The organism is Balneolaceae bacterium (assembly GCA_034521495.1).
In the GTDB taxonomy this organism is placed as follows: Bacteria; Bacteroidota; Rhodothermia; order Balneolales; family Balneolaceae; genus Rhodohalobacter.
The window spans coordinates 19017-45228 of sequence record JAXHMK010000011.1; the positions used below are offsets into that span (position 1 = coordinate 19017).

General features: G+C 41.1%; 28 protein-coding genes and 1 tRNA gene. 15 read left to right on the plus strand and 14 right to left on the minus strand.

What is annotated here, in order from left to right:
* Positions 1-84 precede the first annotated feature (84 nt).
* The 4 genes from U5K72_12835 to U5K72_12850 all read left to right on the plus strand — a co-directional run bounded on the left by U5K72_12835 (position 85) and on the right by U5K72_12850 (position 3263).
* Positions 85-1161, plus strand: coding sequence for a Gfo/Idh/MocA family oxidoreductase (locus U5K72_12835; GenBank protein ID MDZ7719696.1), 1077 nt, complete (start codon positions 85-87; stop codon positions 1159-1161).
* 98 nt (positions 1162-1259) lie between these two features.
* Positions 1260-1400 carry a hypothetical protein gene (locus U5K72_12840; protein ID MDZ7719697.1) on the plus strand — a complete coding sequence of 47 codons (141 nt, stop codon included), beginning with the start codon at positions 1260-1262 and terminating at the stop codon, positions 1398-1400.
* Between the two features lie 600 nt (positions 1401-2000).
* Positions 2001-2156 (plus strand): hypothetical protein, encoded by a 156-nt coding sequence (locus tag U5K72_12845; GenBank protein ID MDZ7719698.1) that lies wholly within the window; start codon positions 2001-2003, stop codon positions 2154-2156.
* Positions 2157-2213: 57 nt separating this feature from the next.
* Positions 2214-3263 (plus strand): tetratricopeptide repeat protein, encoded by a 1050-nt coding sequence (locus tag U5K72_12850; GenBank protein MDZ7719699.1) that lies wholly within the window; start codon positions 2214-2216, stop codon positions 3261-3263.
* Positions 3264-3312: 49 nt separating this feature from the next.
* On the opposite strand, the gene U5K72_12855 is transcribed toward U5K72_12850, so the two are convergent.
* Entirely contained in the window at positions 3313-4113 is an 801-nt protein-coding gene (locus U5K72_12855) for a carbon-nitrogen hydrolase family protein (protein MDZ7719700.1), read from the minus strand.
* Positions 4114-4332: 219 nt separating this feature from the next.
* On the opposite strand from U5K72_12855, the gene mce reads away from it, so the two are divergent.
* Complete coding sequence (gene mce, locus U5K72_12860) at positions 4333-4731, plus strand: methylmalonyl-CoA epimerase (GenBank protein ID MDZ7719701.1); 399 nt, start codon at positions 4333-4335, stop codon at positions 4729-4731.
* Between the two features lie 128 nt (positions 4732-4859).
* Here mce and U5K72_12865 read toward each other — a convergent pair whose 3' ends face one another.
* The 6 genes from U5K72_12865 to U5K72_12890 form a co-directional block, all read right to left on the minus strand.
* Positions 4860-5456: a riboflavin synthase gene (locus U5K72_12865; protein MDZ7719702.1), complete on the minus strand. Its 597-nt coding sequence runs from the start codon at positions 5454-5456 to the stop codon at positions 4860-4862.
* A gap of 3 nt (positions 5457-5459) precedes the next feature.
* A complete protein-coding gene (ribD, locus tag U5K72_12870) occupies positions 5460-6578 on the minus strand; it encodes a bifunctional diaminohydroxyphosphoribosylaminopyrimidine deaminase/5-amino-6-(5-phosphoribosylamino)uracil reductase RibD (GenBank protein ID MDZ7719703.1) in 1119 nt (372 codons plus the stop codon).
* Positions 6579-6693: 115 nt separating this feature from the next.
* Positions 6694-8448, minus strand: a complete 1755-nt coding sequence (locus U5K72_12875; GenBank protein ID MDZ7719704.1) for a peptidylprolyl isomerase — start codon at positions 8446-8448, stop codon at positions 6694-6696.
* Positions 8449-8590: 142 nt separating this feature from the next.
* The gene (locus U5K72_12880) at positions 8591-9520 is read right to left on the minus strand and encodes an MlaD family protein (GenBank protein ID MDZ7719705.1); all 930 of its coding nucleotides are present in this window, start codon (positions 9518-9520) and stop codon (positions 8591-8593) included.
* A 5-nt stretch (positions 9521-9525) separates the two neighbouring features.
* Positions 9526-10266, minus strand: a complete 741-nt coding sequence (locus U5K72_12885; GenBank protein ID MDZ7719706.1) for an ATP-binding cassette domain-containing protein — start codon at positions 10264-10266, stop codon at positions 9526-9528.
* Positions 10263-11000, minus strand: a complete 738-nt coding sequence (locus tag U5K72_12890; protein MDZ7719707.1) for an ABC transporter permease — start codon at positions 10998-11000, stop codon at positions 10263-10265. The genes U5K72_12885 and U5K72_12890 overlap by 4 nt, the downstream gene beginning before the upstream one ends.
* 278 nt (positions 11001-11278) lie before the next feature.
* On the opposite strand from U5K72_12890, the gene aroC reads away from it, so the two are divergent.
* From aroC to U5K72_12915, 5 genes are all read left to right on the plus strand, one after another.
* Positions 11279-12460 (plus strand): chorismate synthase, encoded by a 1182-nt coding sequence (gene aroC, locus U5K72_12895; protein ID MDZ7719708.1) that lies wholly within the window; start codon positions 11279-11281, stop codon positions 12458-12460.
* Complete coding sequence (locus U5K72_12900) at positions 12450-12797, plus strand: tetratricopeptide repeat protein (GenBank protein ID MDZ7719709.1); 348 nt, start codon at positions 12450-12452, stop codon at positions 12795-12797. The genes aroC and U5K72_12900 overlap by 11 nt, the downstream gene beginning before the upstream one ends.
* Entirely contained in the window at positions 12778-13953 is a 1176-nt protein-coding gene (locus tag U5K72_12905; GenBank protein ID MDZ7719710.1) for a LysM peptidoglycan-binding domain-containing protein, read from the plus strand. Before U5K72_12900 ends, U5K72_12905 begins: the two co-directional genes overlap by 20 nt.
* A 2-nt stretch (positions 13954-13955) precedes the next feature.
* Positions 13956-14675: a CPBP family intramembrane glutamic endopeptidase gene (locus U5K72_12910; protein ID MDZ7719711.1), complete on the plus strand. Its 720-nt coding sequence runs from the start codon at positions 13956-13958 to the stop codon at positions 14673-14675.
* A 182-nt stretch (positions 14676-14857) separates the two neighbouring features.
* Complete coding sequence (locus U5K72_12915; protein MDZ7719712.1) at positions 14858-15433, plus strand: sigma-70 family RNA polymerase sigma factor; 576 nt, start codon at positions 14858-14860, stop codon at positions 15431-15433.
* On the opposite strand, the gene U5K72_12920 is transcribed toward U5K72_12915, so the two are convergent.
* The 5 genes from U5K72_12920 to U5K72_12940 all read right to left on the minus strand — a co-directional run bounded on the left by U5K72_12920 (position 15430) and on the right by U5K72_12940 (position 20267).
* Positions 15430-16710: a HAMP domain-containing sensor histidine kinase gene (locus U5K72_12920; GenBank protein MDZ7719713.1), complete on the minus strand. Its 1281-nt coding sequence runs from the start codon at positions 16708-16710 to the stop codon at positions 15430-15432. The two genes, U5K72_12915 and U5K72_12920, sit on opposite strands and share 4 nt — an antisense overlap.
* An 82-nt stretch (positions 16711-16792) precedes the next feature.
* Positions 16793-18046: an ATP-dependent Clp protease ATP-binding subunit ClpX gene (gene clpX, locus U5K72_12925; protein MDZ7719714.1), complete on the minus strand. Its 1254-nt coding sequence runs from the start codon at positions 18044-18046 to the stop codon at positions 16793-16795.
* 136 nt (positions 18047-18182) lie between these two features.
* Entirely contained in the window at positions 18183-18827 is a 645-nt protein-coding gene (clpP, locus tag U5K72_12930) for an ATP-dependent Clp endopeptidase proteolytic subunit ClpP (GenBank protein ID MDZ7719715.1), read from the minus strand.
* Between the two features lie 6 nt (positions 18828-18833).
* Positions 18834-20141: a trigger factor gene (gene tig, locus U5K72_12935; GenBank protein ID MDZ7719716.1), complete on the minus strand. Its 1308-nt coding sequence runs from the start codon at positions 20139-20141 to the stop codon at positions 18834-18836.
* Between the two features lie 39 nt (positions 20142-20180).
* Positions 20181-20267: transfer RNA gene (locus U5K72_12940), tRNA-Leu, on the minus strand.
* 196 nt (positions 20268-20463) lie between these two features.
* On the opposite strand from U5K72_12940, the gene cutA reads away from it, so the two are divergent.
* Positions 20464-20826, plus strand: a complete 363-nt coding sequence (cutA, locus tag U5K72_12945; GenBank protein ID MDZ7719717.1) for a divalent-cation tolerance protein CutA — start codon at positions 20464-20466, stop codon at positions 20824-20826.
* A 2-nt stretch (positions 20827-20828) separates the two neighbouring features.
* Positions 20829-21572, plus strand: a complete 744-nt coding sequence (locus U5K72_12950) for an enoyl-CoA hydratase/isomerase family protein (protein ID MDZ7719718.1) — start codon at positions 20829-20831, stop codon at positions 21570-21572.
* 381 nt (positions 21573-21953) lie between these two features.
* On the opposite strand, the gene U5K72_12955 is transcribed toward U5K72_12950, so the two are convergent.
* Together U5K72_12955 and U5K72_12960 are read right to left on the minus strand one after the other, a co-directional pair.
* Positions 21954-22136 carry a hypothetical protein gene (locus tag U5K72_12955; GenBank protein ID MDZ7719719.1) on the minus strand — a complete coding sequence of 61 codons (183 nt, stop codon included), beginning with the start codon at positions 22134-22136 and terminating at the stop codon, positions 21954-21956.
* A gap of 44 nt (positions 22137-22180) precedes the next feature.
* Positions 22181-23413 carry a M48 family metallopeptidase gene (locus U5K72_12960; GenBank protein ID MDZ7719720.1) on the minus strand — a complete coding sequence of 411 codons (1233 nt, stop codon included), beginning with the start codon at positions 23411-23413 and terminating at the stop codon, positions 22181-22183.
* A gap of 198 nt (positions 23414-23611) precedes the next feature.
* Here U5K72_12960 and U5K72_12965 point away from each other — a divergent pair, with 198 nt between their 5' ends.
* The 3 genes from U5K72_12965 to U5K72_12975 all read left to right on the plus strand — a co-directional run bounded on the left by U5K72_12965 (position 23612) and on the right by U5K72_12975 (position 25923).
* Positions 23612-24544: a ring-cleaving dioxygenase gene (locus tag U5K72_12965; GenBank protein ID MDZ7719721.1), complete on the plus strand. Its 933-nt coding sequence runs from the start codon at positions 23612-23614 to the stop codon at positions 24542-24544.
* A 297-nt stretch (positions 24545-24841) separates the two neighbouring features.
* Complete coding sequence (locus U5K72_12970) at positions 24842-25498, plus strand: dienelactone hydrolase family protein (protein MDZ7719722.1); 657 nt, start codon at positions 24842-24844, stop codon at positions 25496-25498.
* A gap of 53 nt (positions 25499-25551) precedes the next feature.
* Entirely contained in the window at positions 25552-25923 is a 372-nt protein-coding gene (locus tag U5K72_12975; GenBank protein MDZ7719723.1) for a hypothetical protein, read from the plus strand.
* Positions 25924-26212: the final 289 nt, after the last annotated feature.

Sequence of the window (26212 nt, forward strand, 5' to 3'; positions counted from 1 at the left end):
CTGTCCGGCGTACAATCCCTTTGCACCTTTCCGTCTATCCTGCTATTATCGCAGTCAAATCAACAAAAGAGAAAACCGAGAATTATGCCTGATAAAATTAACGTACTGGTTGTAGGATGCGGAAACATGGGGACCTCTCATGCCCGCGCATATCATAAACTGGATGATTTTAATATTGTAGGACTCGTCAGCCGGGGCGACAGTAAAAAGAAACTCTCCGATGAACTGGGTGGCCTCCCATTGTTCGATAACTTTGACGACGCCCTCGCCAAAACCTCTCCCGATGCGGTTTGTATCAGTACCTATCCCACAACTCACGCAGAGTATACCATCAAATCTTTGGAAGCGGGAGCACACGTTTTTGTAGAAAAACCAATTTCCGAAACCGTTGAAGATGCCGAGGCAATTGTTGCAGCTGCTGAGAAAGCTGACAAAAAAGTGGTGGTTGGATATATCCTGAGACATCATCCCGGCTGGAAGAAATTTATTGAACTGGCCGAAGGACTTGGCAAACCTTTGGTGATGCGCATGAACCTGAACCAGCAGAGTACGGGTGATGAATGGAACGTTCATAAGAATATCATGGAAGCGATGTCTCCCATCGTGGATTGCGGCGTTCATTACGTAGACGTAATGTGCCAGATGACCAAAGCCAAGCCGATCAGCGTACACGCAATTGGCGCACGTTTGAGTGATGAAATTGCCGAAGATCAGTACAATTACGGTCAGCTGCAGGTTCGGTTTGATGATGGATCAGTAGGTTGGTATGAATCCGGCTGGGGACCCATGATGAGCGAGCAGGCTTATTTTGTGAAGGATATTATTGGTCCAAACGGAAGTGTGAGCATCAGTAAAAACACATTCGATCTGCCGCGCGGTTCTTCAGCTGACATTGGATCTCATACCTCCGTAAATAAATTCCGACTACATCATTCCGAAAAAGATCAGAATGGTAAGCTAACAAAAGAAGATGAAATCATTGATGCGCCGGACGAAGCGAGCCACGATGAACTTTGCTACTTCGAGCAGGAGTATTTTCTGAAAGCGATCAAAGAAGATTTGGATCTGTCAGATCACTTGAGAGAGGTGGTTCATACGCTGAAGATTGTATTGGCGAGCGATGAGTCGGTGAAGACCGGAAGGGCTGTGGAGTTGGAATAGATATCCCATTTTCTTCGCTGCGGTTGGCTTTATTAAAACTTCAGCTTATCAAACTTTTTTCAGCAGTAAATTGAGTATATTCAACAAAAATCCTGACTATGTTAACAAAGAACAAAGTAAAAAAGACGATTGAAAATCTTCCAGACTCGTTTACAATTGATGAGTTAATCGATCAGTTAATTTTTATTGAAAAAGTTGAGGAAGGAATTCAAATTCAATGCGAAGAAGTTGAAAAATGATGATTTAATCAACAGAGTTGATATGAAAATAGTCTAGACGGATTCTAACAATCGAGATGATTTAAAAGTTGTTTCAAGTGAGGATATAAAAAGACTTAATTGATAAATGGTCAAGTTAGTTTGGACGGAGTTATCAAGAGAAGATTGTCAATAGAGATATTTCATTAGAAAGCCGAAGACTCAAAGATATCATTGATAACCGTCAATAGACGTATAAAAGACCAGGATATTAAGATTTCTTGGTAAGAATTTAGCCGTATTAGAACCAGGGATATCCATCAAAAGAAATGAACAAGAAAGCCATTAAATTACTTAAGAGCAAAGAACTAATCGTGGACCTTGTTAAATAATGACTCAGTAAAAGAAAGATGGATTAAACTCTTGTTGCGAGATCGACTAAATTTTCGGGCTTACAACTACCCGAAAAGCGAAACTTTTATAAAATAGTCTCTGATCAATCAAGGTAGATATCCTAAGAGTTTATCATTCTTCTCGTTCTATAACTGATTCTAAATTCTGAATATTCCAGCTTGCTCTTATGGATACAGATGAAAACGTTCCGAAATCCGCACTATGCTTATACTTGACCGTTAATAAAAAATGACCAAAAACCATCCCGACTCCTTTACAATTGATGAGTTAATCGATCATTTAATCTTCATTGAAAAAGTTGAAGAGGGAATTCAACAATCAGAGAAGGGAAAAGTTGTTTCCAATGAAGACATCAAAAACCTGATCGATAAATGGTCAAGTTAGTATAGACGGAGTTATCAAGAGAGGATTTAAAAGAAATCATATACAAATTTAAAATCCATGCACATTATACCTGAGTTTGAAATTCTTAGCGAAGAACCCAAAGAAATAGGAGCGTTCCAACTATCTCCGGTTGATGAGGAAACAGATGATTTGATTTTGGAGGCGGAGGAGATGTATTTCGAAATGGAGTTTGGCAAAGCCAAGCAAATACTTGAAAAAATCATCAAACAAAATCCCTCATATATAGACTCCTACTTTATTCTGGCTGATATTGCACGGCAGGAGAACAGAATCGGAGAGGATGAAGCGATTCTGAATCGGGGTATTGAGTATTACAAAAGTGGAATACCTTCAGATTTTGACGGGGAAATTCCCTGGGGATTCAATGATAACAGGCCTTTTTTAAGATTGTTGCACGAACTGGTTCTTACGCTCGACCGAAACGACAATCATGAGAAAGCTATAAATAATGCGGAATTAATATTGAAATACAACCCAAACGACAACCAGGGTATACGCTATTTGATTGGCGATCTTTACATAAAAAACGGGCAACTGGAAGAAGCTGAAGATTATTTAAAGAAGAGTGCAGATCAATATCCGCCCAATCGCTATAGCTATGCCCTGGTACTGGCAAAACAAAATAAACGGTGGGATGCCATTACGCAGTTCAGACTTGGATTTCTGGAAAACATCTACGTTTCTGAAATGCTTCGGTTAAAATCGCCCATGATACCATATGATGTTTTTGAGTCATCAAATTTTAACGGAATTGATGTTGCCGGAGATTATTATATGATGATGGGAAATTATTGGTTTAATGAGGTGGAACCGCTGCAACTGCTGGATTATATATTTACACATCCAACAGTAGCCACAGAAATCAACGAAGTTTTTGGTCTGCTCAATGAATTAAACAATCTGCCGGTAAGTGAAGATTTTATTGGTGCATTCGATAATTTTGATAGTGATGTAACTGTAGAACAGATAAACAGGGAAACCCGGGAAGAAATCTTAAAAGAGATTGATAAAATTAAAGGGAAGATTCATACATCATCATCTAAAAAGATTTTAAGGGATTTTGATAATTATTTTAGTGATAACTAATGGTGTCCTTACCCGTCTGACCGCTCAAAGCGGTCTGACGGGTACTTGTTCACAACACCCGGTGCTCCAGCGACGGTAGTTTTTTCCTGACTTCTTTCAAATATTCTAAATCCAATGTTGCCGTTGCCATTCCGGATTCTTCACCGGCATCATCAAGAACTTTTCCCCAGGGATCGATAATCATTGCGTGACCGTAGGTTTCTCTTTTTTCTCCATGTTTCCCGGTTTGGGCGGGCGCTACTACAAACGCACTGTTTTCGATCGCTCGTGCTTTTAGAAGAGTTTTCCAATGCGCTTTCCCAGTCGGCCGGGTAAACGCTGAGGGAACAAAAAGCAGATGCGCTCCCTGTTTTGCCATCTCCCGGTAAAGTTCAGGAAATCGAACATCATAACAGATCGATAACCCGGTTTTCATACCAAATTCTGGGAGATCTGCAACCACCAAATCTTTCCCGGCCTGCACCATATCCGATTCCCGATATGTTTCTTTATCTGAAAGCTCCACATCAAACAGATGGATTTTGTTATACACCGCAATCGTCTCCCCTTTTGGATTGATTAACTTTGCCCTGTTAAACACTTTTCCATCTTCTGCCGGCACAGGGTAGCCGCCTCCAAGCAGATAGATTTCGAACTCTTTAGCCCATTCAACCAGCAAATTCTCAACCTTCTCAGAAATTTTATCAGCCTGCTCCAATCTCTGTTTCTCATCTCCCATGAATGCAAAATTTTCAGGCAGAGCTACCAAGTCGGTTCCGTTATCAACTGCCTTTTTCAGAGACTTATACACGGCTTTCATGTTCTGTTCAAGATCCGGTTGGCTGTTGAGTTGTAGGGCTGAAACTTTCATAATCAAATTTGTTTATTTTCGTTGGCGAAAAATTGAGAGAGTCTTATAACACTCAATAATTTACAAATCTATTGACACTCATCCGGGGTCTGAATAGTTTACACAAGAGAACCTGTAAGAGTTCGGAATCAAAATTCCGCGATTCTGTGAACTTCTACTTTTTGGTAGTACTCTTACAGGGCACTCAAACTTTTTTAATAATAATCAAAGAGGAAGAAAATGCACATCGATCATATTGGTATTGCTGTTAAAGATCTGGACTCAGCTGTTGAAACGTATGAAACGCTTTTACAGACATCTTGCTACAAGAGGGAAGTTGTAGAAAGCCAGAAAGTAGAGACAGCTTTTCTTCAAACCGGAGAATCAAAAGTGGAATTGCTCGGTGCGACCGATCCCGAGTCTGTAATCACCAAATATATTGAAAAGAGAGGCGAAGGAATGCATCATGTGGCTTTTGAAGTGGATGATGTTGAAGCTGAAATAAAACGCCTGAAAAATGAAGGGTTTACTCTGCTCAGTGACCTGCCTAAACCCGGTGCTGACAACAAAAAGATCGTTTTTATGCACCCAAAAAGTAGTAATGGTGTTTTAGTGGAGCTTTGCGAGTCTGTTAAATAATTGAGTTCGACAATCTGTTATAATTGGCGTATGGCACAAGAGAGTCTACTACGCCAAAGGCTTCGTCGTTGACCATGGACGCTTGCGCCATACTTAAAACAGAAGTATCCGCTCGTGTCTGAAAATGACTACCCCTCTTCCCTGCTTTTTAGGTATTTAAGAATATATTTTCCAAAAATATCGAACTCCAGATTCATGTGGTCGCCCGCTTTTCTTATTTTGAAATTGGTATTCTCCCAGGTATAAGGAATAACCGCAACCGTACACGAATTTTCACTTTCACGGGCAACAGTCATACTAATACCATCTATCGCAATACTTCCGCGGCCAACTATATAGTCGGTGTATTCTTTCGGAAATGTGAAAGTAAGAAGCTTATCAGCTCCCTTTTCATCCACTTTTGTAACGGTTCCAACCGTATCTACGTGGCCCTGGACTATATGACCTTCAATTGCTTTTTCAAGCGTAAGCGATCGTTCGAGATTGACGGGATCTCCCTTTATCAAATCACCAAGATTAGTTTTTCTGAGTGTTTCATTCACACATTGTACGTTAAATGATTTTTCATCAAAAGAAACGACGGTCAGGCAAACGCCATTCACCGCAATGCTTTCATCCACATGGACTTCCGACACAAAAGGAGCTTCTATAGAAAGCTCTTTTGCACCATCCATCTCCGTTATTTTATTGATGGTACCTAACTCTTCAATAATTCCTGTAAACATAATTCAAAGATTTGCTGTTAATAAAATATCCTGTCCCGACTGCCGCCAGGTAAAGTCTCGGAAGGGTACGATATCTTCCATTCTGTTAATATCCAGGCTGACAATAGATTTTGTGCCGCCACCCAATAGTTTCGGCGCAATAAAAAGCTGCAGACGATCCACTAATCCTTTTTTTAAAAGTGCTGAAGAAAGCTGCTGACCGCCTTCCACAAGTAAGGATGTAATTCCATGTTCAGCCAGTTTTCTCATTCCCTCCTTTAATCGCGAATGACCCTGTACTTCTTTTACATGAATAATCTCACCCCGAAAATAATTGCTTTGAAACATTTTAAGCATCGGGTCGGCTTCCGTTTGTGATTTTTCTATGTTATGCGTGATGACAATCGTTTTCTCTTCAAACTGATCTGAAAATAAATTCAGATTTTTTGGCAATTCAAACGGTCCGTCAATAACCACTCGCTTTGGCTGCCGCCCTTCTACCAATCGAACTGTAAGTGATGGATTATCATGCAGGGCCGTATTACGGCCAACCATCACCGCATCATTCTGGCTGCGCCAAATATGAACCTGCTCACGTGATTTTTTCGAACTAATCCACTTTGAATCACCGTTTGGAGCCGCAATATATCCATCTGCAGTTTGGGCAATTTTCAGCGTTACAAAAGGCCGGTTGAACTCTATATAGTGCAGCCAGCTTTCATTGAGTTCCCTGGCTTCTTTTTGTAGAATTCCTGTATCCACTTCAATACCGTTTTTTCGAAGCTGATCCAACCCACGGCCGTTCACTTTTTCGGACGGATCCTTCATAGCTACAACAACGCGTTTAATCGGTTTCTTGGCCAGCATATCTGCACAGGGCGGGGTTTTCCCTTGATGTGAACAGGGTTCAAGCGTTACATAAACGGTAGCATTTTTTAACTTATCAGAATCCTCAACACGATTTATCGCATTTACTTCTGCGTGTGCCTGCCCATACCGTTCGTGGTATCCTTCACCTATTACATCGCCATCTTCCGAAACAATAACACAACCAACCATCGGGTTTGGAGATACATATCCCCTCCCTTTCTCAGCAAGACTGAGAGCGCGCTGCATCCAAATTTTGTCTTGTTTTGCTGTCAAAGTTTCTGAGCTTTAAAGGCTGGATGAATTACAAATGAAGTAACACCTTCTTAAAAATAAAAAAGGGTAAGAGATTTCCCTTACCCTATCTTTAAATTATAATAATTTTGGCTTTTTACTGAAGCATCTCTCGTCTGTTGTCTACAATATCGGCTTCTGCTTTAAGCTGATCCAAAAATACCTGGTTAAACATCATAAATTTCTGCTGTTCAAGACGGCTCTGAATCTGTTGACGTTGTGTATCCGTCATATTTTCGGGGTCTGCCATAGAGAGTTCGGTAACCTCCAGAACATAGACTCCATTTTCACCTTGAAAAGGATCCGACAGATCGCCCTGTTCCATACCGAAAATCTTACCGATAACGCCCACTTCACGTCCGGCATCGGGAATTCGGGTTGCTGCCATTCGCAGATCTTGTGCTTCTTGGATCTCTTTATCAGACGCTGCGGCAATTGCTTCAAGTCCGGAATTGCTTTGATACAACTCCTGAACCCGTTCAAGCATCCTATCCTTCCGCTTGTTGTCGACCACAATGTTTTCGACCTGGCTTCGAACTTCGGAGAATGGACGGGGGCCCGCCGCAGTCTTTTGAATCATCTGAACGACCAGGAAATAATCATTCGTTTCAATCGGATCAGAAATCTCATTACTTGAAAGATTTTCCAACACCCGAAGTGTTTTTTGGCTTTGTCCTATTCCGGGGATGAATGCACTCCCTTTCGATGCCCTTGCTTCCTGTACCTCCAGGCTTCTTCGCTCAGCTTCCTCTATAAACCCTTCCGAGGATGCGTAAAACTCAAACTCACTTGCTTGTTCTGCAAGCCGGTCGATAGTTGCAATCGGATCGGCCACAACCGGGTAGGAAAGCACACCAAATTTAATTTCATTTCCGCGTTGATCCACTTTTTTAAATAGATGCGGATTACCGTTAATCATAACTACGTCAGACACTTCTCCAACTTCCAGATCCACCACAGGCTGATATTCTTCCCGAATCTCATCGGCCGGAACATATGCTCCTGTATAATCAACCGATGAACCATATCTGTCCAGGAAGAGCGAATCGTCCTGAGCATTCGAAAATGCAGCTCGCAGGTCTGCTACCTCGTTTACAATATTGGTTGTATCCTGCGCTGTTGGTGTTTTATCCCAACTTACATACCTGAATTGGTAGGTTTCTTCCCGCTGAAAACGATCCTGGTTGTCTTGATAGAAAGCTCGTAATTCCTCTTCCGTTGCCGTGATCTCTTCTGCCGGAATATCAGCATAGGGGAATCGAAGATATCGGATATTAGCATATGAGTTTTCTTTGATATACTCATTCTTAATTTCAAGCGAGTTTACTTTCAGCCCTGATGAGATATATCTGCTCATTTTTTGCTGGCGTCGCGTATCACGCAATTGCTGTTCCACCTGAATCCACGCCTCGCTGTTTTCAGGAGACTCAATTGCTGCACGAAGTGCAACCCTGTCTATCGAACCATCTTCTGCCTGGAATCGCTGGCGGATAAATGGGGCTGGATTATCTCCCGTTACCATCTCAAGCAACTCATTATCAGTTACAGTTATACCAATCTCATTCATCTTCTGCTGAATCAGCTCAGCCGCTACGAGGTCTTCCCACGCCTGATTTTCGTAATTAGCTCTCATTTCCGGAGTAACTGAACCACCGGTTCGCTGACTGTATTGTTCGGTGTAATAATTTACCCGCTGATTGTACTCATTCAGAGAGATCTCCTGGCCATTTACACTGCCAAGTGATCTCGGTCCAACTGTCATAGCATCAAATACCTGGGTATCTGCCAACACCCATAAAATTCCAAATGAGAATATCAGTATCCAAAGAATGGAGGCTGTACTGTTTCTCATTTTTTCCATTACACCCATAAGGGAACCTCAAAAAATCTGTTTAATTGTTAAATATGCGATTGTTTTATAGCCTCAAAATATACAATAACTCTACACGAAGCACAACGAATTGGTATTGGCTCTCGTTGTTTATGGGAGGATTTTAAAACACCTCAATGATACTCATGTGTTTTAAATATTTTCCAGGGTCTTCGTTAATCCCTTTTACAAGTTTGTTTAGTTCAACAGTCAGAGAATCGATGTTGTCATATACAGAGGGATCGTTAATAAGTTTACCCATAGTGCCTTCTCCGCGATTCAATTTGTCCAGGAGTTGATTGAGACTGCCTGAAGCCACTTCCAGCTCTTCGCGCACTACAGAAAGCTGCCTGACATTCTCTTCAATCGACGTCATCAGGCTATCAACTTTTGGGCGATTGTTGGTTGTGAGCGTATCCAGCTGACTGATAACACGACTTCCAGATTCAATCGCTTTGTCTATATCACCCTGTTTTTCTTCCAGAAGATTGGCCACTCTGTCTGAAGATTCCAAGAGGTTGTTCAACGTTTCATCGAGTTTACCCCGTGTTTCATCATCTACAGTTTTATTTAACTGACGCAGAAACTGGTTCAATTCGTTTATGGAGTTCGAAACATCCGACCCAAGCTGTTCTCCCTGTGCACCTAACGTTTCCATCATGGTCTGAGCGTAAGTTCCGGCAATTTCATCTCCGCTTTCCAGCATTCGCGAGGAACTGCCAAGTTCTATTACAATCGATTTGCCCTCTACAATGCCAAGTGAAGTGAGATTCGCCCGGGAATCCTCCGGAATATTAATATTTGTATCAATACTCATTCCCACACGCACGTTGCTTTCCGGCGTCAATTGTACTGAATTTACCGATCCTACACGAACACCTTTAATGTACACAAGGCTTCCATTGCTAATTCCATCCGCTTTCTCAAATGTACTGCTGATCGTTAGGGATGTACCGAAAATTGGTACGTCCCGCATGAATCGAAATCCAATAATGGCTACAATCACAGCCAGGAAAACGGTTATTCCTACTTTAGCTTCGTTACTCAAATTCATCCTTTTTAATGTTTAACTTGATGTTCACTGGCTGTAATGAAATCGACCAGGTTTTTCTGGTTACTATTTTTCATCTCTTCAATTGTACCATGCCAACTTAGCTCCTGTTGATCCAAAAATGCAACTTTATCGGCTACTTCAAGAACGCTGTGCATATCGTGGGTAACCACAATGGAAGTAACATCAAACTGGTTTGCCATCTCCAGAATCAACTCATTAATTTCATCAGCCGTTTGCGGATCGAGACCTGAAGTTGGCTCATCATACATAATATACTTGGGTTCCAGGATAATAGCCCTGGCAAGGCCTACGCGTTTTCTCATACCACCTGATAGTTCTGCTGTTTCCTGCTGCGCTGCACTTTCGAGATTTACATATCCCAAAGCCCGCATTACATTCTCATTAATTTCTTCTTCGGTTTGATTTGTAAAATATCGAAGTGGAAATGCCACATTTTCAAACGTATTTATAGAATCAAACAATGCCGATCCCTGGAATAGTACACCAAATTTCTGGCGAAGTTTTCTTTTATCAACATAATCGAGTTCAAAAATATTCTTTCCGTCGATAATAACCTCTCCTGTATCCGGCTCTAAAAGGGCATTAATATGTTTCAAAAGTACGGATTTTCCGCATCCGGACCGACCGATTATAGCAGTGATCTCGCCCTCTTCAATACTGAAAGATACATCCTGCCAGACCAAGAGGTCACCGAAACTTTTTTTAAGATTTTTGATATCGATCATAGTAACAATGCAGCTAAAATAAAGTCAGCCAATAGAATATAAATACAGCCTAATACGGTTGCCTGTGTTGTACTGTTTCCCACACCTTCAGCGCCGCCGGTTGCAAAATAACCTTTGTAACAGGCGATAGATGTTATAATAAAACCAAAAACAAATGATTTCACGACTCCAAATGCAACATCCCAGGGGTAGAAATACATCCGCGCACCTTCAAGAAAATCAGCCGGGGGAACCTGCCCTGAAAAATATCCTGCTGCAACACCACCTGCTAACCCACAAACACTGGCTACAACGTAAATAACAGGAAACATTAAAATACCTGCCAACACTCGTGGAACTACTAAAAATGAAACAGAGTTAAATCCCATAGATTCCAAAGCATCAATCTGTTCGCTTACACGCATTGTTCCCAGTTCCGTAGCAACCCTCGCTCCCACCTTTCCGGCAAGAACCAGACCTGAAATTACAGCGGCCAATTCAATTAAAATAGATTGTGATACAATGGCTCCAATGGTAGAAAGCGGAATAAATGCCGAATCAAGCTGGTAGGCAGACTGAAGTGTCATTACCGAACCGGTAAACACCCCAACCAGTATAATAATTGGTACAGAATCGTAGCCCACCTTCACTAATTCCTGAAACAGGTTTTTGCGGTAGGTACTAAACTCCGTAGAAGAACGAAGTCCCTGGTATAGCAGGGAACTGTATTTTCCTAATTCTTTAAATACACGCATGCAGCGTATTTTTCGTAGAAATTTATTTTTTTTGTGATACTTTTTTGGGGATTTTAGCCCGCTAATATTACAAAAGTTTTTTCCAAAATGTGGCTTACATTAAGTAGCAATCACAACGGTATAAAACTACAAAAGGTTTTTGCAAAGTGAAGATTTTTTGATCCGACAAATCTACTTCTTTATTTGGCAAGATGAATCAAGCAGATCGTTGGTATAACTCTTATTTTTCCCGCCACTCTTTGTTAACTTACGTTTTTTAAAACAGACACCATTATTTAATGATCCGATATTACACAGCAGGCGAATCTCACGGTCCCGGTCTCACAGGAATTGTTGAAGGCGTTCCCGCCGGCCTTGAAATTACAGAAGATTATATTGAACAACACCTTGTCCGCCGCCAAAAGGGGTACGGGCGCGGTGGACGTATGGCATTCGAAAAAGACCATGCAGATATACAATCCGGTGTTCGATTTTCGAAAACTATGGGGGCTCCTATTGCGCTTTCAATGGTGAACCGCGCCTATGAAAAAGACGATAGCAATTGGCCAAAAGTGATGGCCAAAACCGGTGAACGCGGTGATGTTGAAAAAATAACACTGCCAAGGCCCGGCCATGCTGATCTTGTGGGACTCCAAAAATATCGGTTTGATGATATCCGCCCCGTGATTGAACGATCCAGTGCCCGGGAAACGGCTATGCGTGTTGCCTGCTGCTCAGTGGCAAGAAAGTTTTTAAAGGAGCTCGGGATAGAGATCGGCGGCCACGTGATCCAGTTAGGCTCTATTGGTTACAGCGGATGGGAATCCGTACGAAAAATTGCAGATCCACTTGCCGAAAATGGTGCAGAAACGATCTATAAAACCGCTGACGAATCGGATGTTCGCTGCCTGGATGATGAACTTAGCCATCAGATGCGCGAGGAGATCAAAATTAAAAGAAAAGAGGGGACCTCGCTTGGAGGTATATATGAAATTGTTGTGACCGGTTTACCCGCAGGCCTTGGCAGTCATGTTCACTGGGATCGCAAACTCGACGGTCAGCTGGCCCAGGCCATTATGAGCACTCAGGCAATGAAAGGTGTTGAAATAGGACTCGGCTTCGATGCAGGTAAAACACACGGCCACAATGTACACGATGAAATCATCTACGAAGATGGATCCTTCAAACGCAGAACGAACCGGCTGGGAGGCTTTGAAGGCGGTATGACAACCGGAATGCCAATCATTTTGCGTGGAGTGATGAAGCCGATACCTACGATGATAAAACCCCTGAAAACTGCCGACGTTGTAACAAAAGAGGAACAAGACACTCGCTACGAACGATCCGATGTTTGTGCTCTTCCACGTGCAGTTGTAGTTGCAGAGAGTGTAATAGCACCCGTGATTACGAATGCTATCCTGGAAAAATTCGGCGGCGACTCTATGTCTGAAATTCTGGAACGTTATCCTCATGAAAAATAGCAGACAAAAGATCCGGGACCTTGCCTCTTCATTGAAAGAGAATCCAGACGATTCGTTTACTAAATTTGCATTGGCACTGGAACTGCTTAAGAAAGATGGCGTATCAAAAGCAAAGGTATTATTTGAATCAATTTTAAAGCAAGATCCCGATTATTTGGGCGTTTATTATCATCTCGGCAAGCTTTATGAGCGAACCGGTCGTCTTGATGATGCTCAACAAACGTTTCTCGACGGCCTTGAAGTTGCAAAAAAACAAAATAATGAACGAACGGCCCTTGAATTAAAAGAAGCCCTTGAATCTATTAACACCGAACTGAATGATGATTCTATCTCTTAAAAAAACTGTCCTCCCCTCTCTTATTTTATGCATCTTACTTGTATCAGGTTTTTCTGAATCAATCCGTGCTCAACAGACCGAACAAAAACATACCGTGCAACAAGGGGAAACGCTTTTTAGTATCTCTCAGCAATATGATCTGTCCGTTGGCCAGTTAAAAGAGTGGAATAAGCTGCAATCAAATGAACTCCAACCCGGCCAGGTACTCATTGTGGTACCTCACGCCAACGATGAACGAATACTGCATAAAGTACAAGCAGGTGAATCGCTGTTTGGTATTTCACGGCAGTACAATGTAACGATTGCCGAAATCCAGGAGTGGAACAACTTAGAAAATACCAATCTTGAAGCGGGCACCGAACTAATTATCTATCCTCAGCAGGAGAATGCTCAACAGCAACCCTCAATCGATGATCTTGAAGAGATGGATGAAGAAGAGCGAACCTCTGTCGTAGAGCAGTATTCCGAATCAGCGGCTGAAAGCGAAACTTATACCGTAAAAAGCGGGGATACACTTTATGGCATTGCCCGCCAACACGATATGACCATCACTGAACTTCGTCAAATCAACAATCTTCAGGATGATATGCTTCGGGTCGGCCAGCGTATTACCGTAAAAAAAATACAAACGGCTCCATCGGTTGCAGAAGGTGCAGAAAACTCCACACCACAGGGTAAATTTACAACTTACCGGGTTCAGAGAAATGAAAATACAGAGTCAGTTCTTGACAAATTTAATATGACCCGTGAAGAGTTTGAGGCTCTGAACCGGGGCATGAGTGCAGATAATATTTCAGCCGGACAGCAGATTACTGTACTTCTTCCTCCCACCCGACATTTCGACAATCCATATCTCCCGGATGCGAATCTCGAAGATCTCGGAACTGTTCCGGTAATGAGTTATTCAGAAAGTGATAAAGCCTCACCCACAACCAGTGGTGAGTTATATAACCCTGAACAACTGTCTGCTGCTCATTCTAATATGGCTCTTGGTAACATTATTTTTATTGAGAATCCATCCAATGGCAAGGGAGTATTCGTCCAGGTTAATGACCGGCATTCAGGAGAAGGGTTAAAATTATCACACAAAGCTTTTGAAATGCTTGACTTTTCAAGTATTGAACAACCGGTAGTAACTATTTACCTCGATAATTAAAGGTGCTACGAAAGTCGCGTTCATACCTGGATCAAACCAAAGGAATATTATACAGTTACCTGATCTCCATTCCTCTTTTGATGCTTTACGAACTGTTGATTTGGATATCTCAGCCACCGGATCAAACAGTACGAATCTCTGTGGATGTTCTGTTTAAATCGTTCTTTCAATTCCTGGGAATGAATGCAATCTCAGCAACACTTTTAATTGCTGCTTTTATCGGTGCTGTGGTTTTGTACCGGAAACGGTCTGAACTTCCTCATCTTCGGTCAACATACTTTATTTCGATGCTCCTTGAATCAGCAGTTTATGCGGTTTTGATTACCGTTTTAATTGTTGGATTGCTTGATACAATTTTAACGATGAATCTGTCCGAAAGTGCCGGTACGCTTAATAACGTTCAGTTGTTTGCTCTCTCTTTGGGTGCAGGCCTTTATGAAGAGTTGTTTTTCAGGGTGATTTTAGTGGGTGGTTTATCACTTTTTTTTATGAATTTTTTCTCAAAAAAGACAACTGCGTATGCTTTTTCAATACTTATTGCTGCATTCATATTTAGCGGAGTTCATTATATCGGCCAATACGGTGATTTTTTTACACTTGGGTCGTTTTTGTTCAGGTTCTTATTTGGCTTAGCACTAAATCTTATTTATGTTATAAGAGGATTTGGGATTGCAGCCTGGACTCATGCACTTTATGATATTTTTGTAATTTCACAAATGTAAAGTAAGGAACGAATTAATTATTCATTCAAGTTAGTAGTAGGTGTAAAAAAAATTTACATACCCAATCAATTCTATCAATTAGTTAATTTGATTTTGGTATCTTAAATTTTGACTGCAAAAATTGATAGATCAGCATAATTAATTAATAATTAAAAGCACTGTTCTGACAAAAAAATAAAGGGATGGCAGAACTCACAAAAAAAGAATTAAAAAAACAGGAAGATTTTAACGAAGAGATTATTCCTCATCTGGATGCATTATACAACTTCGGATTGCGGTTAACTTCTGATCCGAATGATGCTGAAGATCTTGTGCAAGATACGATCGTTAAAGCTTATCGCTTCTTTAGCAGCTACGAGAAAGGTACGAATGCAAAAGCCTGGCTCTTTCGAATTTTAAAAAACTCGTACATCAACAACTACAGGAAAAAATCTAAAAAACCTCAACAGGTTGATTACGATGAAGTTTCTACATTTTACGAGACAATCCGGGCGGAGCGAACAGACACCTCGGATCTTGAAGACAAAATGTTTAGAGAGCTCATAGATGATGAACTCTCCAATGCACTTGATAATATTCCGGAAGATTTTCGAACTGTGGTTCTTCTCTGCGATGTAGAAGATTTTACTTACGAAGAGATTGCCAACATGCTGGATGTTCCAATCGGTACTATTCGATCCCGATTGCACAGAGGCAGAAATCTGCTGAAAGCTGAATTGATGGATTACGCTGCAAACCGAGGATACGCTGATGATTAAATAGGCAGTATAATCCGGATAACTGTTCCCTTATTGATCTCAGTTTTATATATAAATATTTTTCCTTTGTGATATTCTTCAATAATCCGTTTCGTCAGGCTTAATCCAAGTCCCCATCCCCTTTTCTTTGTGCTATAACCAGGTTTAAACACCTCTTTGAGATATTTCCTGTCGATTCCTGATCCTGAATCTTCAACATCAATTACCATCTGGTCTCCATCTTTTTCTACCGTAATTGCCACATAAGCATCTGTTACAGTTTCTTTAATGGCATCCATAGAGTTTTTAATCAGATTTTCAACGGCCCATTGAAACAGTTCAGGGTTTAAATGTGCTTTCTCATCCGTATTAATACTTTTTCGTACATCAATAGATTTTCCGAGAGATGGTAAACGACGTTTCATATATGAGATTACTTCATCAATAATCGGTTCGGGGTGAACCATTTTCAACTCCGGTTGCGATCCAATTTTATTGAACCGTTCAGCAATCCCTTTTAACCGAGTCACATCATTTTCAATCTCGTAGGCAATAGACAGACTCTCTTCATCATTTTGGTTTTTATCTTTCAAAAGCTGCAGCCAACCATAAATACTTGACAGAGGAGTGCCCAATTGATGGGCGGCCTCTTTGGTCATACCTACCCATAAGTTCGATTGCTCCGAACGTGTAATACTTTTGTAGGTGATATACCCAACTCCAAGAAGAAGGGCTAAAATTCCAAATTGTACATAAGGGAAAAACCGAAGATAACGGACCGTGGGACTTTCGCCGTAATACACATACTGGTTTTGCATCTGGTTATCTTCTCCAAATGTAATGGTAATCGGTTCATGATGTTCAGCAAAACCCTCAGCCAGAGATTCCAAATCTGTATCTTCATTTTCAATAAATCGATAATGGACTACAAAACCGGACTCATCCATTACAATTACCGGGATATTAAATAGGTCTGGCGGAGTGATGATCTCTTGTGTAACAAAATCCTCTGTAAATCTTGCGGCCTCTGCAGAACGAATCATTCTTGCCAGGCTGTCGGGCACATTCGGATACATACTCAACATATCTGCTACCCGATTTAATGTTGTGCTAACCTCCAGGTGAACAGGATCATAATTGAATTCGAATGCTTTTGCCCAAAGCTCTACACTCTTTCTCTCCTGTTCCATAATTTTGTTGATAAGAACCTGGTTGTACACAAAAGAGGCACCAGCCAAAAGAATCAGAAAGGAAACAAGAATAATCTTTATCCGGCTGGATGGTAGTAGTGTATTCATGGTTGAGCCCGATTAAAAAGACGGAGCTTTATTGCCAAAAACTGTATAAAAAACACAACGTTAATACATTGTGCCTGAATGGTTAAGCGGTCGCCTTATGTTTTTCGTAAATCGGAGGTGCTTTTTTCTCAACAGTTTCGCGTGTAATAATGCACCGTTTTACATTTTTCATGGAAGGAATCACAAACATAATCTCCAGCATGGATTCCTCAAGAATGGACCGCAATCCCCGGGCACCAGTTTTTCTCTTACGTGCTTTTTCTACAATTGCTTCGAGTGCTTCCTCTTCGAACTCAAGCTCAACATCTTCCATATTAAACAACTTCTTGTATTGCTTAGTAATTGCATTTTTAGGCTTGAGTAAAATCTCAATCATCGCTTCATCAGATAGCTCCTCAAGACCACAAATAACAGGCAACCGGCCGATCAGTTCAGGAATCAATCCAAATTTCTGCAGATCTTCGGGCTCTACATGTGTAAATATTTTTGGGTCATCCTTATCAAACTTATTCTGGTCTTGAGAATGGAAACCCATAGCACTTGTTGAGAGACGGCGGGCTATCACTTCTTCCAAACCGCTGAATGCACCACCGCAAATAAAGAGTATTTCTGAGGTATCCAGTTGAATAAAGCTCTGTTCAGGGTGTTTACGTCCGCCTTTGGGTGGAATATTAGCAGTCGTACCTTCAAGAATTTTCAGTAGCGCCTGTTGTACGCCTTCGCCCGACACATCTCTGGTTATAGATGGATTATCACTTTTACGCGATACTTTATCAATTTCGTCGATATATACAATTCCGCGGCGTGCCCGTTCAACATCATAATCGGCAGCTTGCAATAAATTACTGAGCATACTCTCCACATCTTCTCCCACATAACCGGCTTCGGTCAGAACTGTGGCATCGGCAATGGTAATGGGAACATCAATAATGTTGGCGAGAGTTCGTGCAAGAAGAGTTTTACCCGAGCCTGTAGGCCCCAAAAGCATAATATTACTTTTCTCGATGATGGTATCATCAATCTGAATTTCAGAACTTTTTGAAATTCTTTTGTAATGATTATAAACAGCAACAGAGAGAGTTTTTTTGGCTCCCTCCTGACCAATGACATATTCGTCCAGCCTGTTTTTAATCTCAACAGGCTTAAGAATTGGCTTGTATTGTTTTTCGCGTCGTCTTGCAAGTGATGAGAGATCACTCTGAATGATGCTGGATGCATCTTCAACACAGTGATTACAAATGTATACATCCGGTCCCGCCACCATAGAATTCACATCATGGCTGGATCGCCCGCAAAAAGAGCAATAGACCGAGTCGTTATCTTTCTTTTTACTCATATTTGGTCGTGTTTATTGCTTTAAAAATATGCAATCTCTGCTATTATTCAGAATAAATTTAAGAGTTGCAATCATCTCCTAATGATAGGTAGAATGAAAAAAATGTAAAAATCAGAATTTAAATTAAGTATTATTGCTATTCGTTACGTCTCATAACGGCGTCAATCAAACCATAATCTTTTGCTTCGTCCGATGACATCCATTTGTTCCGGTCCGAATCTTCAATAACCCTGTCAATTGACTGGCCGGTATGTTCTGCCAAAATACTACTTAACTCTTTCTTAAGGCGTACAATCTCCTGAGCTTCAATTTCTATATCGCTGGCCTGTCCCTGAACTCCGCCCAACGGCTGATGAATCATTACACGTGAGTGTGGAAGTGCATGGCGTTTACCTTTTGTTCCGGCAGTAAGCAGAAGAGCACCCATGGATGCGGCCATACCTACACAAGTTGTGGCTACATCACTTTTTACGAACTGCATTGTATCATAGATAGCCATTCCGGCAGAAACAACACCACCGGGACTGTTGATGTAAAGATTAATATCTTTTTCAGTATCCTGCGAATCCAAAAAGAGCAGTTGTGCTACAATAGAACTTGCAACGGCATCATTCACGGGAGTACCTAAAATTACAATACGGTCTTTTAATAGACGCGAATATATGTCATATGCTCGCTCACCCCGGTTGGTTGTTTCCACCACCATGGGAACCAGGTTATTCTGCACTTGTGTAATATCACTCATTTCGGGTAATTCAAAAAGGGGTTGTTTGTAATTCATAAAAATTTATACCTGTGGAATTTGATTCTTTTCGTTTTCCTCTTCTCTCTTTTTACGAAATTCATCCTTCGAGAGTTCATTGATAGTAACTTCTTCACTCAATTTATCAAAAACTTTATTTTCTCTGATGCTGTTTCGGAGGTTTTCAAGTTGTCCCGGATTCTGAGCATAATAACTCTTTAACTGTTCAGCCGTGGCTCCATACTTAGCAGCTTCAACTGCAATATATTCATCAATATCTTCCGGTTTGATCTCAATATCATCGAACTTTTCCTGGAGTTTTTTACTGATAAACGCCCATTTTGCTTCCTGCAGTGCCTGGTCACTCATTTTCTCTTTGTACTCCTCAACATCAAAATCAGGTGGCAACTCGCCCCCGGACTGCTGCTTGGCGTACTCAACAAAATTATTTTTAACCTGTTCCAGCATTACCTCAGGGACTTCAAATTCATGGGCTTCGGACATGGCCTGAACCGCATCCTGACGGAACATATCATCAGATGACTGATCGTAATAATCCTGCATTTGGCTTTTAATGTAGCTCTTAAACTCATCCACATTTTTAGCCTGCCCGTTGGACTGTTCCTTTGCAAGTTCATCCGTCAGTTCTGCTTCGTGGTTAATTTCAACCTTCTTCACATGCAGTTCAAAACGGTCAACATCTTCATCTTCACCAAGTTCCATCTCTACAACATCACCTGCTTTGTGCCCAACAAGATGCTCCCGGAAGTCGGCGGCCGCATCCTGCCGAAGATCCAGCTTTTGGTCTTCATCCTTTTCGCCTTCTATAGGATTTCCATCTTCATCTAATGAGACTGCATCAACGGTTACACGGCTTTCTTCAGTAATCTCGTCATCAACTTCTTCCCAATTCCCCTGGCGCTGAAGAGTTCTTTCGATCTCTTCTTCAACTTCTTCATCCGTTACATCGTGTACCATCTTATCGATGGTAATTTCCTGCAGATCTTTAAGCTCAAACTCAGGTTTTGCCCCTATCTTAAAAATTACTTCAAGCTCATCATTTTCCCAGCTCATGTTCAGCATTTGGGTCTCACCTACCGGTTCGTGCTCAGGCACAATCTCATTTTCGTACACCTCCTCAACATAACTGTTGATCTCTTCCATCTCGATCTCTTTCCCAAAACGTTTCTTTATAAGACCGATTGGCACTCTGCCAGGCCGAAAACCCGGCATCTGAATTTGTGATTTATACTTTTTATAAGCCTTATCAAATTTTTCAGACAAGTCTTCCCGATTCGCCTTGATTGTTATTTCTTTGTCTACGGAGGTGAGTTCCTCAACGGATAGTTCCACTTGTGTTACCTAAATGTTTTTTAAATATTTGGATTGAGTTGGTACGAGAGGGGGGACTCGAACCCCCACACTGTTTAGAGTACCAGATCCTAAATCTGGCGCGTCTACCAATTCCGCCACTCTCGCTTATATTCCAATAAATTTATATCAGAGCCTGATAAAATACGGTTTTTCATTTGTGGTTTCAACTATTCAATTATATTAGAAACGTTTTTAAGTATTGAAGAATTTCTTCTGCTATCCTTTGCACTTCCAGAAATTACATCCCTATTTTTTTGATATTTTGTAATCTAATATAAATACATAAACTGCTCATTAACTCATGTTCAGAAATCTCCGCTTAGTTTACGTAACAACCAAGAATCGCAATGAAGCCAAAAAAATTGGTTCTACCATTGTTGATGAAAAACTCGCAGCCTGTGCTAATATTATTGATGGTATGGAATCCATCTATCACTGGAAAGGCAAAATTGAAACCAGCAGCGAGTGTATATTGATTTTAAAAACCAGCTACAATAATGTTGGAAAGCTAACCCGCCGTATTAAAGAGCTTCACTCATATGAGGTTCCATGTGTAATCAGCCTGAATATTGCCGAACAGGAGGGCAACCCGGAATACCTGAACTGGATTCGGGACTCTGTTCGCAAACCCCTGCCCCAGGATGAAGACCTGCGAACTGACTGACCATGTCATTAATAATCAAAAAAGAGCCGTTCATTACCGAAGTCAAAATTCATCGCCCCGGAGCGATGAATGCGATCAATTTTAATGTAATGGATCAGCTCGAATCCCTGCTGGATGAGATTGAAAAAGATAATGAATTGCGAGTTTTTACACTCACTGGTTCGGGTAACAGTTTCATCTCTGGTGGGGATCTCCGTGAATTTCATCAAATTAAAGATGCTGAAGGCGCAAAAAAGATGACCCGCCGAATGATTTCCATTCTTAAGCGTATTGAGAACCTTCCTTGCTGGACGCTTGCAGCCGTCAATGGCCCGGCATATGGGGGCGGATGGGAAACGATGTTGGCTTTCGATTTTCGAATCGCTGTGTCCACAGCCACCATTGGATTTACCCAGGGCAAATTTTATCTGCCACCAGGCTGGGGCGGTATTACCAAACTGACTGAAGTTGTTGGCAGGAACCAAGCGCTCTACTGGCTGGCTTCCCAAAAAGTGATTGACGCAAAAACAGCTCTTCAATCCGGCTTGATTCAAGATGTTTTTGATGAAGATGAATACGACGAGAAACTCGCCCGCCTGAAAAAATCTCTCATTAAAAATGATCGGAAATTTATCGAGTACATTAAAAGAAAAGATCTTCGGAAATCTGAAGATGAGATTGAACCGTTCAGTACCTTTTGGGAGAGTGAAGAACATTTGAAACGGGTTGAGAAATTTTTAAATCGAAAAGAAAATAAAAAATCTTGATAACGGCTTTAAACACTCCTAACCAAGTAATACATCTATTGCTGGTATAACACAAAATCAAAATCTTTTATTTTCTGAAAATCAACATCTGCAGTAAATAGCTTATATCCATATTCGATTGACGTGGCAGCTATAATAGCATCTAACAATTATATACCATTGTTACGCCGTAATTGAATGGCTCTGTGTTTTAGCTGATCTGTAAATCCAATAATGGTTACAGCATCTAAATATTCCTTTAACCGTTGTTCTTCTTCCTCTTACATTCGTGAATAAGAAAGTAGCTCCATCTCTGAAATAACTGACAGATGAATGTGATTTCCCTTTAAATATTCAGAGAGAACTCGATCACCATTAGCATGATAGATAACAATATTTGTGTCAATGATAAGATTCAAATCGCTCTCTTCGGGCTTCTCTTTGATATTCTATTGGATCGATATCCCAGTCAATAATGCCACAGTATTTATCAGCATCAAATCCTTTTTTATCGGATTTTTTTCTTTTCTTCAGCTTCTTTTTGGCCGATTCCTTCGATTCTGATCTTTTTATTACTTGTACCATTTCATTCGTTTTTTAAAATCTATCACTAATATACAAAACAATCTTTAAATCGCTCTGATCGCCCGAATTCTCTTCAACACCGGCGGATGGGAATAATTCAGAAACACATAAAAAGGATGCGGTGTGAGATTGCTTAAATTATCTTTTGATAGTTTCTTCAGCACATTCACCATCTCTTCTGAATTTTTGAGAGTTGTTGATGCAAAATGGTCCGCTTCATACTCATGAACTCTGCTTAATTTTTGCATGCCAATCCCCAAAATAGTTTCAATGGGCGAATAGAGCATCCCAAAAAAGAGAAGACCAGCATAGACGCTCATCTCTTCCATATAAAATGCTTCAAAAAGTGCCGGTACTTGCAGAAAGATCGAAAGCAAAGCAAACATAATTCCGGTGTGAAGAATACTGATCGCCATATTCTTTACAATATGCTTCTTCTTGTAGTGGCCAATTTCATGTGCCAGAACCGCCACCAACTCCTCTTTCGTGTGATTTTCGATCAACGTATCATAAAGAGCGATGCGTTTGTTCTTGCCAAACCCTGTAAAAAATGCGTTCGATTTAGAAGATCGTTTTGAACCGTCCATCACAAAAATTTCCTGCAGGGGAAAATCAACTTTATCGGCATAATTTTCGATCGCCTCGCGAAGTTCTTCATCCTCCAGCGGTTCAAATTTGTTGAAAAGCGGCATAATCCAAGTGGGAGCGATGTACTGCATGATCAGAGTAAAAGCTGTAACAACCAGCCAGGCGTAGACCCACGCCCAGCTTCCGCCATATTCAAAAAAGGCGATGATACCCGCCAAAAGCGGTGCACCAATTACAACTGACAGCAGTAATCCTTTAATCCGATCCATTGCAAATGTTTTTGGAGTGGTTTTGTTGAAACCAAACCGCTCTTCAATCACGAATGTAGAATAGATGCTAAATGGAAGTGAAATAATTGTTTTTGCTAAAACCAACACGCCTATAAAAATCAATCCGGTGATGATCACTCCAAAATCAAAGCCTCTCGCCCACTGATCCAGCCAGTTGAATCCCCCGGCAAACCAGAACACAAGGAGCAGTACCAGATCAAATGTACCGGTAAAAAAACCAAATTTTGTATTTACACGAGTGTACTCCTGCGACTTGGCATAGGTTTCCTCATCGTAAACATCTTCAAATTCATCTGGCAACTCTTTAGACAAGGCTTTCAAATTAAGCCGATCGGATACAATTTCGAGTACAAAATCGACCAAAATTGCGGTTAAAATAATGACTGTAAAAATATTCATAGACAGTTCTCAGGTAAAAATTACTTCTTTTGTTGACTATTGAATTTCGATCTCAAAGGTACAAAAATCACGTCACACCAACATATTTGGCTGTGCTGTTTTTTTGATTCGATGATTCATAAGTCTATTTAATTTAATATTAAACTATTGATCTGATATTTTAGTTATTATTCACCTACATCATTAAACAGAAAAGTTATGGCAGATAAAATTAAAGGATTGCATCATATCACAGCCGTTTCGGGTCCGCCCGAGGTGAATTACGATTTTTATACCCGGGTTTTAGGACTTCGGTTCACAAAAAAAACCATCAATTTTGATGATCCGGGCACCTATCATCTGTATTACGGGAATTACGAAGCCACTCCCGGCAGTTCCATCACATTTTTTCCGTGGCAAGGGGTACCGCAGGGCGTACCAAAATCGGGTGAAGCAACGGTTGTATCGTATGCAGTTCCGAGAGGTTCTATCGGTTTTTGGCGAGATCACTTCAAAAAACAGGATGTTGAAATACTGGGTGATATTGATCGCTTTGGTGATTTGGGAATTCGAGCGAAGGATATCGAAGGGATGACAATTGAGATTGTGGAATCTGAAAAAGTGGATCAGGTCAAGCCAAATGAAACAGATGATATTCCCAATGGATATGCAATTCGCGGTTTTTACGGTACAACACTTTCTCTCGCTGATGTGGGACGAACGGCCGAATTACTGCAAGAATTTGGCTGGAAAAAATCCGGTGAAGAATCTGATACAACGCGGTTTTTATCTGAACCTGAAAACCACCTGGGAGCGGTCATCGATCTCAAACAAGAAAATCTGAATGGTGTATTTGGCCGTGGATCGGTTCACCATATCGCGTTTCGGGTTCCCGATGATGACACACAACTTGCATGGCGCAAAAAGCTGAAAGAGTTGGGATTCAATCCCACACCGGTTCAGGATCGTCAATATTTTCGATCCGTCTATTTCCGGGAGCCGGGAGGGGTTTTGTTTGAAATTGCAACGGATATTCCCGGCTTTACAAAGGATGAAGAGTTGGAAAATCTTGGAACGGAACTAAAACTCCCACCCTGGTATGAGAAACACCGGGAGGAGATTGAAAGCAATCTGGTGTCCTTGGAGCCTTAAATGTACGCCGGACAGCCTGTCCGGCCATACAGCCTTTGTTTCAGATACATGATAGAAGTGGAGTATTGAGTTACAATGGATAACTTCATCCATAGATTCATCGTTATGACGTTATTGGGTAACGGGCAAAGCCTGTCCCGACTCAATTCGGGGCTGCCCGTTGTACATACGCCGGACAATTTATCTGGATCTTTAAATGTATATCATTGACAAATCAATTTTTTGATCATACAAATCTACAAGACACATTTTAATTAAGTTTAGGAGGTAACGGGTCAGCGATCCGTTGTACATATTATGTTCAGAGCAAATTCAGAAAAACCATTTGAAGGACCTCATCAAAATTCAAATATCGTAACTCATGGTATCTCGCCGGGTGAAGCCGACCTGGCCATGATTATGATTCATGGGCGTGGAGCATCTGCACAAAGCATTATCACTCTATCCAATGAGTTTGACACCGGAAAGATCCACTACCGGGCACCTCAAGCCAATCAATTTACATGGTATCCATATTCCTTTCTTCAACCCACTGAACAAAACGAACCGGGTTTGTCATCCGGCCTTCAGCTAATTTTTGATATCATTTCTGATTTGGAAAACGAAGGCATTCCTAAAGAAAAAATTGTTTTGCTTGGATTTTCTCAGGGAGCGTGTTTATCTACTGAATTTGTGGCACGCCATCCTGCAAAATATGGTGGCTTGATCGCCTTAAGCGGTGGGCTGATCGGTAAATCAGTTGAAAAAGAAAAATATAAGGGCGACTTGGCCGGTACTCCCTATTTCGTTGGGTGCTCAGATGTTGATCCGCATATTCCCGTTGAACGAGTGGATGAATCGGTGGAAGTACTAAAAAAACTGGGTGCTCATATAACCAAGAAAATCTATCCCGGAATGGGACATACGGTTAATCAAGACGAGATCGAACAGATCAAAAAAATTCTCAAATCTTAATAACATCGTTAAGCTAAAAGCGTTTATAGCTTATAAAATTTGTATATTTGTTCATGAGTAATTTTTCAAAATTTAGTTCTTGGTTTCTGGCTGCAGCCGTTGTTCTGGCAACTTTCGGGCAGATTCAAAACTCATCCGGGGAAGCACCCTTTTTTCAGCATCCACAGGAATCAAATATTCCTGCTTACTCAGGAATTACAAGCCACATTTTATGGGATTTAATTGATTTTAATAGTAGCTCTTCACTATTCAATCTCTATTCGAATACCAATTCTGAAGAAGATTCCAATGATCATTTAGAGGCCGAAGCAGCCCGGGAATCTTCTCTTGAAGCGATATCTGCATTATATCTTTCTACCGCCAGAGATATTGATATCAGCCCCACTATTGGCGAATTACTTTACCCTTTCTATTTCTACTTTTAATTCACTTCATCTTAGATCTGTCTGAAACTCAATTTCAGAGTTTCTCTCTTAAAACAATCTAACATACACTCGGGGCCAACCCATCCTGAAATACGTATGTAGCGATCTGTCGAAATATCCCGAATTCGGGGCTATCATAGTTGCGGATAGCTATATCAGGCTGGATAGAACTTTGGTCCAGACGCCGCCCAGAAACTGTGGTTTCGATTCCAAATTCTTTGTATTGAGGCGTGCTGCAACTACATCCCAAAGGATCTGTTTATACGACCTGAGTGTATCTAATCAATAA

Bases quoted from the DNA above. Each gene is read 5' to 3' on its own strand.
- U5K72_12970 (MDZ7719722.1), top strand. From the start codon at position 24,842: ATGTTCAGAGCAAATTCAGAAAAACCATTTGAAGGACCTCATCAAAAT.
- aroC (MDZ7719708.1), top strand. From the start codon at position 11,279: ATGATCCGATATTACACAGCAGGCGAATCTCACGGTCCCGGTCTCACA.
- U5K72_12965 (MDZ7719721.1), top strand. From the start codon at position 23,612: ATGGCAGATAAAATTAAAGGATTGCATCATATCACAGCCGTTTCGGGT.
- U5K72_12915 (MDZ7719712.1), top strand. From the start codon at position 14,858: ATGGCAGAACTCACAAAAAAAGAATTAAAAAAACAGGAAGATTTTAAC.
- U5K72_12900 (MDZ7719709.1), top strand. From the start codon at position 12,450: ATGAAAAATAGCAGACAAAAGATCCGGGACCTTGCCTCTTCATTGAAA.
- U5K72_12840 (MDZ7719697.1), top strand. From the start codon at position 1,260: ATGTTAACAAAGAACAAAGTAAAAAAGACGATTGAAAATCTTCCAGAC.
- U5K72_12865 (MDZ7719702.1), bottom strand. From the start codon at position 5,456: ATGTTTACAGGAATTATTGAAGAGTTAGGTACCATCAATAAAATAACG.
- clpX (MDZ7719714.1), bottom strand. From the start codon at position 18,046: ATGAGTAAAAAGAAAGATAACGACTCGGTCTATTGCTCTTTTTGCGGG.
- U5K72_12850 (MDZ7719699.1), top strand. From the start codon at position 2,214: ATGCACATTATACCTGAGTTTGAAATTCTTAGCGAAGAACCCAAAGAA.
- U5K72_12975 (MDZ7719723.1), top strand. From the start codon at position 25,552: ATGAGTAATTTTTCAAAATTTAGTTCTTGGTTTCTGGCTGCAGCCGTT.
- U5K72_12955 (MDZ7719719.1), bottom strand. From the start codon at position 22,136: ATGGTACAAGTAATAAAAAGATCAGAATCGAAGGAATCGGCCAAAAAG.
- U5K72_12835 (MDZ7719696.1), top strand. From the start codon at position 85: ATGCCTGATAAAATTAACGTACTGGTTGTAGGATGCGGAAACATGGGG.
- U5K72_12960 (MDZ7719720.1), bottom strand. From the start codon at position 23,413: ATGAATATTTTTACAGTCATTATTTTAACCGCAATTTTGGTCGATTTT.
- U5K72_12905 (MDZ7719710.1), top strand. From the start codon at position 12,778: ATGATGATTCTATCTCTTAAAAAAACTGTCCTCCCCTCTCTTATTTTA.
- mce (MDZ7719701.1), top strand. From the start codon at position 4,333: ATGCACATCGATCATATTGGTATTGCTGTTAAAGATCTGGACTCAGCT.
- U5K72_12950 (MDZ7719718.1), top strand. From the start codon at position 20,829: ATGTCATTAATAATCAAAAAAGAGCCGTTCATTACCGAAGTCAAAATT.
- cutA (MDZ7719717.1), top strand. From the start codon at position 20,464: ATGTTCAGAAATCTCCGCTTAGTTTACGTAACAACCAAGAATCGCAAT.
- U5K72_12875 (MDZ7719704.1), bottom strand. From the start codon at position 8,448: ATGAGAAACAGTACAGCCTCCATTCTTTGGATACTGATATTCTCATTT.
- U5K72_12880 (MDZ7719705.1), bottom strand. From the start codon at position 9,520: ATGAATTTGAGTAACGAAGCTAAAGTAGGAATAACCGTTTTCCTGGCT.
- U5K72_12890 (MDZ7719707.1), bottom strand. From the start codon at position 11,000: ATGCGTGTATTTAAAGAATTAGGAAAATACAGTTCCCTGCTATACCAG.
- U5K72_12885 (MDZ7719706.1), bottom strand. From the start codon at position 10,266: ATGATCGATATCAAAAATCTTAAAAAAAGTTTCGGTGACCTCTTGGTC.
- U5K72_12920 (MDZ7719713.1), bottom strand. From the start codon at position 16,710: ATGAATACACTACTACCATCCAGCCGGATAAAGATTATTCTTGTTTCC.
- clpP (MDZ7719715.1), bottom strand. From the start codon at position 18,827: ATGAATTACAAACAACCCCTTTTTGAATTACCCGAAATGAGTGATATT.
- U5K72_12845 (MDZ7719698.1), top strand. From the start codon at position 2,001: ATGACCAAAAACCATCCCGACTCCTTTACAATTGATGAGTTAATCGAT.
- U5K72_12855 (MDZ7719700.1), bottom strand. From the start codon at position 4,113: ATGAAAGTTTCAGCCCTACAACTCAACAGCCAACCGGATCTTGAACAG.